The following is a 6500-nucleotide window of genomic DNA, read 5'->3' on the forward strand; positions in this document are numbered from 1 at the left end:
GTTTTAAATGATTATGTCTCAAAAGAGAAAACTAGGAGGACCTTTTTGAATACAGCGAAATTTACAGCTGGAAGAGATGAATATTTACCAATTCCTCAGGCTGAAATTACTTTTACGAACGGTTTATATAAACAGAATCCGGGATACTAAAATTTAATTTAGAATGCGTTTTAAATGGTGGTGGATTTTCTGCCATCATTTTTTCGCATTTTAGTAAAATACATTGATGATCTCATGACTCAAAATATTAATAAAAGATGAAAAAAATATTAGCGTGTTTAGCGTTTGCTTTTGGATTTATTTCTTGTGCTAGCGAAAAGAGTAATTCGCCACAAACTTATAGACCTCTTCACCATTTTACACCACCTGAAAACTGGACAAACGACCCCAACGGGATGGTTTACCTAGATGGAGAATATCACTTTTTCTACCAATATAATCCCTTTGGAGATAAATGGGGACATATGAGTTGGGGGCATGCCGTGAGCACAGACTTGAAAACTTGGGAGCATTTACCATTAGCTATTCCTGAATTTGATAATGGAGATGGTACTACCACCATGATTTTCTCTGGCTCTGCTGTGGTCGATTCCGCCAATACTTCAGGCTTTTTTGAAGAAGGCTTTACCAAAGGCATGGTCGCTATTTTTACGTCGCATATTGACAGTAGTGGTACTGGAATAGCACAGCATCAAAGCCTAGGTTATAGTGCTGACAAGGGAAGAACTTGGAAGCTTTATGATGGAAATCCAGTGCTTGATGTTGGGCTAAAAGATTTTAGAGACCCAAATGTGATTTGGAATGAGCAAAGAGGAGCTTGGTTAATGACCGTGGTAAAGCCTCGTGGATATATGGCTCAATTTTACGAGTCTGCAGATTTGAAAAACTGGGCACTATTGAGTGAGTTTGGAAAACAGGGTGATACCACAAAGATCTGGGAGTGCCCTTCACTTTTTAAGGTGCCCATAGAGGGCTCGGATAAAGGAAAATGGGTCTTGTTAATTTCTTCTGGTCATAAAACGGAAGGTTTTGTGGGCATGCAGTATTTTGTGGGTGATTTTGATGGTGTCAATTTTACGGTTCAGAAGCAAGACGACGTTTTTGCATTAGATGAGGGTAAAGATTTCTACGCAGCCATTCCATTTAATAATTTGCCAAAAAAACACGATAAACCCATAATTATGGGTTGGGGTAATAACTGGGCTTATGCCAATGATATTCCAACAGTCGGTTTTAGAGGTACTTTTTCTTTTCCAAGGGCATTGTCTTTAACATTTAGTAATGACACTTATAGATTAAAAAGTGAGCCAATTGTTTCTGAAGAAATCAAAACTTATGAGATAGATTCAGAGGTATTGAGTTTAGATGAACCAAGTTTTCACCTGCACGTAAAAAGAGACGTGTCAGAGAAAGGTTTTGAGCTCAAAGTAGCAGCCTCAAAAAAAGAGTTTGTTCTGTTTTCTTACGACCTAGAAAAAGGCGAATTAAGTTTTGATAGAACAATGTCTGGTAAAACAAGTTTTAATAAAGCCTTTCCAAGTGTAGAAAAAGTGAAGGTTTCACCTAAAAATGGTGAGATAGAGTTGGATATCTATTTTGATGTGGCTTTGGTGGAAGTGTTTATTAATGGCGGAGAAGAAGTGATAACAAATCAAATTTTCCCAACTAGTTATGAAGTGGAGGTTGCTTTGAGGTAAACTTTTTCAAATCAAACAGCAAAGGCCGAAAGCCTTTGCTGTTTTAAAAATCTAGTGTTTAAATCTGAAATCTCACTTCTGCAAGTGCACCGTTCTCTGTGGAAACGGAATCTCAATATTCGACGCATCAAATTCTTTCTTAATCTGCTCATGCATATAGAAATGCACTTCCCAGTAATGTTCGCTTTTCACCCATGGACGAACCGCAAAGTTCACGGAGCTATCACCCAGTTCGCAGACAAAAATATCTACTGGTTTGCTTGTTAAAATTTTGGGGCATTTATCTGCCACTTGCTGAATTACCGCTCTAGCACGGTCTATGTCGTCAGAATATCCTATCCCAAAGACCATATCTACCCTAATTTCTCCCAGCCCAGAAATATTGGTGATTACGTCACTGGTAACTACACCATTTGGGATGGTTATCGTTTTATTATCCGGTGTTATTAAAATGGTATTAAAAATTTGGATGGCTTTTACAACCCCTATTTTTCCGCTCAGTTCTACCAAGTCGCCTACTTTATAAGGCTTGAAAGTAAGAAGCATGACCCCACTAGCGAAATGACCTAAACTGCCCTGAAGAGCCATTCCGATGGCAAAGGCCATGGCACCCAAAATAGCAATAAAGGAAGCGGTTTCTACACCAAACATGCTTGCTACGGTAAAAAGTAAAAGGACTTTTAAACCAATACTTACCAACGACAGCAAAAATGGTTTGACGGTGACGTCAATATTTCTGGCGTCAAGAGCCTTTTCTAACATATTATGGATTTTTCTAATAATCCAAAAACCAACGATTAGTGTTATAAGGGCTAAAAGTATCTTGGGGGTGTACTCAATAGCCATGCTAAGAATTTGGTCTGTGTATTTTTGCATTTTGGTATACAGGTTTAAATGAAATATTGTGTTTAATGCTGTTAAGACGACGATTTTTCTGGAAAGTCATTTTGTCAAGGCATTATTTAACCGTAACACTCTATAAACAAAAAAAGGGAAGTACCCATTTTAGGCACTTCCCTTGACACACAAAAATGATGAACGACCTTAAGCGGTCTTCTCAATATGCACAGACCTTTGCGGAAACGGAATTTCAATTCCCTCTCTATCAAAAGCCTTTTTAATGTTTTCTTGCATGTAGAAGTTGATTTCCCAATAATGCTCATTTTTAACCCAAAATCTTACAGAGAAATTGACCGAGCTATCAGCCAATTCTGCCACAAAAATATCAATTGGCTTTTCTCTTAGGACATTTGGACAGCTATCTATCACTTGTTTAATAACATTTCTTGCTTTGTCTATATCGTCGCCATAACCAATCCCAAAAGTCAGCACTAACTTCTGTTCTTCTTGTCCAGTAATATTGATGATAACATCGCTGGTTACCACGCCATTGGGTATCACTACTTTCTTGTTATCGTGCGTCATGAGAATGGTATTAAAAATATGTATAGCCTCTACTTTACCTATTTTTCCACTAATTTCTACTACATCTCCTACTTGATAGGGTTTGAAAATTAGAAGCAAAATGCCACTAGCAAAGTGTCCTAGGCTTCCTTGAAGTGCCATACCTACCGCAAAAGCTAAAGCACCTAGAACGGCAACGAAGGAGGCCGTTTCTACGCCGAATATACTTGCAGCACTAAAGATTAAAAGTATTTTTAAGCCTATGCTCACTATCGAAATTAAGAAAGGCTTTACGGTCTCGTCTACCTCTCTTTTGTCTAAGGTCTTTTTAAAGGCTACAGTGATTTTATTGATAATCCAAAAACCAATGATAAGAGTTACTATTGCCAATAGAACTTTGGGTAAAAATTCTATCGCCATGGAGACTATCTGGTCCATATACTTCTGCATAAATTGCGTTCTTTTGATTTTATTTGTTGTTTGTCTTTTACTTACGGGAACTAACCGTCTTTGTATCGAAAAAGTGTCAAGAAAGGTGCTTTAAGGGCATTTTGGGGCTTAAAAATGGAGAATTGTATGATAGATTATAATAATAAGAAGTTTAGCCTAGTACTGGGTTTGTTCTATTTTTCCAATTTGTGCTTCCTATAATGAATCTCACTAAACTTAAAAAATGGAAAAACCCTTTGTTCATATATGACAGATTATAAGTTTTGGTCTTAATTCCCTTAAAATAGTTCCTCGTTTATGTGGCATATATGACTGGCAGTTTTATTTTGCATGCTAATAAATGCAAATAATATCCACTGAAGTAAATGAATTTTAAGGCTATTCTCTTTTTTTTTCTGACCCACGCTCTTTTTGCTCAAACAGATACCTTTCTAGACTGTAAAACGTTCGACAAAAATGATAGATATTACAATGAGGTAAGAGGTTTATTGAACCAAGGTTTACTAACCCAGAATAGGATAAAGACCAAAATAAGCGTTGCTGTTCATACTAAAATAATAAGAAAAAGTGACGGGAGTGGGGGGATAGGGGTAGGAGAACTTAATTCAGCACTTTCGGAATTGAATAATAAATTTGCTCCAATCGGAGTAAGCTTTTTTTTTCTTACGGATGATCCCGTGTATATCGACAGTGATGAACTTTACAATTTTGACACCGAACTTGAATCAGAGGTTGCACAGCAGTTTGATGTAACTAACGCAGTAAATCTATATTTGGTTAACAGTTTTTCCTCTTCCATAGGTGGCTTTTCTTATTTCCCAGATGATGATAAGAATACCAATAGAGTGTTTTCTTATTATCAGAATCTAAATGACATGATTTATAGGGTTTTGCCTCATGAATTTGGACATTATTTTGGGCTGTTTCATACTTTTCAGGGTAACAAAACAAATGATGAAGAATTTGTGACTAGAGGTATTGCGGCGAATTGTGAATATGGAGGAGATTTGCTTTGTGACACCCCAGCTGACCCATATGGGCGTCTCTTTATTATTGGCGGTTTAGACTGCAGTTTTCCATATGCTTTTTTTGATAAGAATGGAGTACAGTATACTCCCGCAACCAATAATATGATGTCGTATTACCGCGGATGTGGAAATGTTTTTACGGCAGGACAAATTGATATGATGTCTTATGGGATAGCTAGAAGACTAGCACCTTCTTCCAATAAATCCGTGAGTTATACTATTCTTGGCCAAAAGGAAACTAGAGGTGAGATTATTACAGGTTCCATTGTGGATGGCAATAATAGAGAGAAGGCAAGGGATATTTGCAGAGACGAAGAAGCTTTTGTGACTTTTGAAAGTAATTTGAATGAAGGGACAGGTTTTGAAGCTTGGTTAATTTCGGTAAACAACAAGGAACGAATTTTAATCGGCTCGGGAATTAGCTCGCCTATGAAAGTGAGTTTTAAAGATATACCTGAGATATATTTTCCATTTTATGTACAAGTCGTTACAAAAGATGAAAGTGTTTTTGGGAATACTTCAAAGCAGTCATACTTTTTAATGGATATTCCTAAAATTAAAATATCTGGTGATATAGAAATTTTCAAAGGAGAAGGAGCTTATTTTTTTATAGAAGTGTTTGGTGGTGCTGCAGATTTTGTAGTTTCAGACAGCACTGGTCTACAGTTTGAATATACGGTCTATAATCAGTTAGGTTTAAATAAGCAAAATGTTGACATCGAGGGAAGTAGAAATCTTTATGTTAAGTCGGTAAGTAATCAATGTGGCTTTGGCTCCGGAGAGGGGAAAGCGAAGATAACTTTGAAGGATATTCCGACTGCTACTTTTGTTGATGTAAGATGTGAATCAAATTATTGGTGTATAGATACTCGGAAAGAGTTTGAAATGTTTTCCTTGGGAGGATTGCCGGAAATCAATAAAATAACTGTAATTAATAAAGATGGTAACTTCTTACGTGAAATAAAAGATTATGAGAAAGAGCCAGATCGTTTATTTATGTCGGCATCTGAATCTTCTGATTTACCAGATGAGTTCTTTATTGAGTTTAGTTTTAATGGAGTTGTCAACCCTTTGCGAAGTGAAAAATTATATTTGGCAAAACCTTACAAGAAAAATATATCTAGAAAGGTTGAAATTTTCAGAGGACAAAGTGTGGAAATACCTCTAGAAGGTTTGGTTTCAAGGAGCAATATAGAGGTACGTTTTAGTGACAAGTCTAAGCAGTTACTTATTGGAGAAAACCCTAAACTGTCTTTTAAACCTGTTGACACAGGAATGGTTGCAATTGATGGAATAATTAATCTTGGTTGTCAAAATATTGATTTAAAAGGAGAGCTTGATTTCAAGATTAAAGAAATTCTAGATATTGGTGTGGTTCGTAGTGCTAATTCGTGCATTGGAGATGAAATTGCAACTAAAATAGATGTTCACGGAAGTTTTTTTTCTGAAAGACCGGATGTTATTCTTTATAATGAATTGGATATTGAAATTTCTAGAATTAAAGCATTTCTTGTGAATGATCAATTATCCTTTAAAGTAAGCGATGAGATAAAGGAAACAGGTTTTTATTACTTTCGAGTGGTCTCCTTAGAGAACTTTATTAGTGAGAAAAGTAATAAATTTCAAATTATAGTTAGCCCGGAAATAGATATTTTGCCGGTTTATGGAAAAGCCGAACAAGGCAAAAGTCTATTAGACTATTCGAATGTTAGTACCCCTTTTAAAATGTATTTAAGTGATGGTACCATATATGAATGTGACGAAAACCATAAACTACCTGTAAAGGAACTTTCAGCGGGGAAATACCAGATAGTTGGTTTGGAGAACACATGTGGGAAAAGGGATGTTGATATAAAATTTACCATTGAGCCAAGTTTGAAGAATGATTTCTGCATACCAATTTCAGATGTCAAAGAAAAAG

Annotated in this window: 4 protein-coding genes; 2 read left to right on the forward strand and 2 right to left on the reverse strand. The window is 36.2% G+C overall.

What is annotated here, in order from left to right; all coding sequences use genetic code 11:
- Positions 1 to 257 precede the first annotated feature (257 nt).
- A complete protein-coding gene (locus ACTBZY_RS17780) occupies positions 258 to 1697 on the forward strand; it encodes a glycoside hydrolase family 32 protein (protein WP_463047704.1) in 1440 nt (479 codons plus the stop codon).
- Between the two features lie 72 nt (positions 1698 to 1769).
- Here the strand turns inward: ACTBZY_RS17780 and ACTBZY_RS17785 are convergent, their stop codons facing one another.
- Both ACTBZY_RS17785 and ACTBZY_RS17790 read right to left on the reverse strand, forming a co-directional pair.
- A complete protein-coding gene (locus ACTBZY_RS17785) occupies positions 1770 to 2573 on the reverse strand; it encodes a mechanosensitive ion channel family protein (RefSeq protein ID WP_463047705.1) in 804 nt (267 codons plus the stop codon).
- Between the two features lie 168 nt (positions 2574 to 2741).
- Positions 2742 to 3551 carry a mechanosensitive ion channel family protein gene (locus ACTBZY_RS17790; RefSeq protein WP_463047706.1) on the reverse strand — a complete coding sequence of 270 codons (810 nt, stop codon included), beginning with the start codon at positions 3549 to 3551 and terminating at the stop codon, positions 2742 to 2744.
- A 365-nt stretch (positions 3552 to 3916) separates the two neighbouring features.
- On the opposite strand from ACTBZY_RS17790, the gene ACTBZY_RS17795 reads away from it, so the two are divergent.
- Positions 3917 to 6500: M43 family zinc metalloprotease (locus ACTBZY_RS17795; RefSeq protein WP_463047707.1), on the forward strand; the 2584-nt coding region annotated here is incomplete at its 3' end.

It is taken from the genome of Arcticibacterium sp. (genome assembly GCF_055134445.1).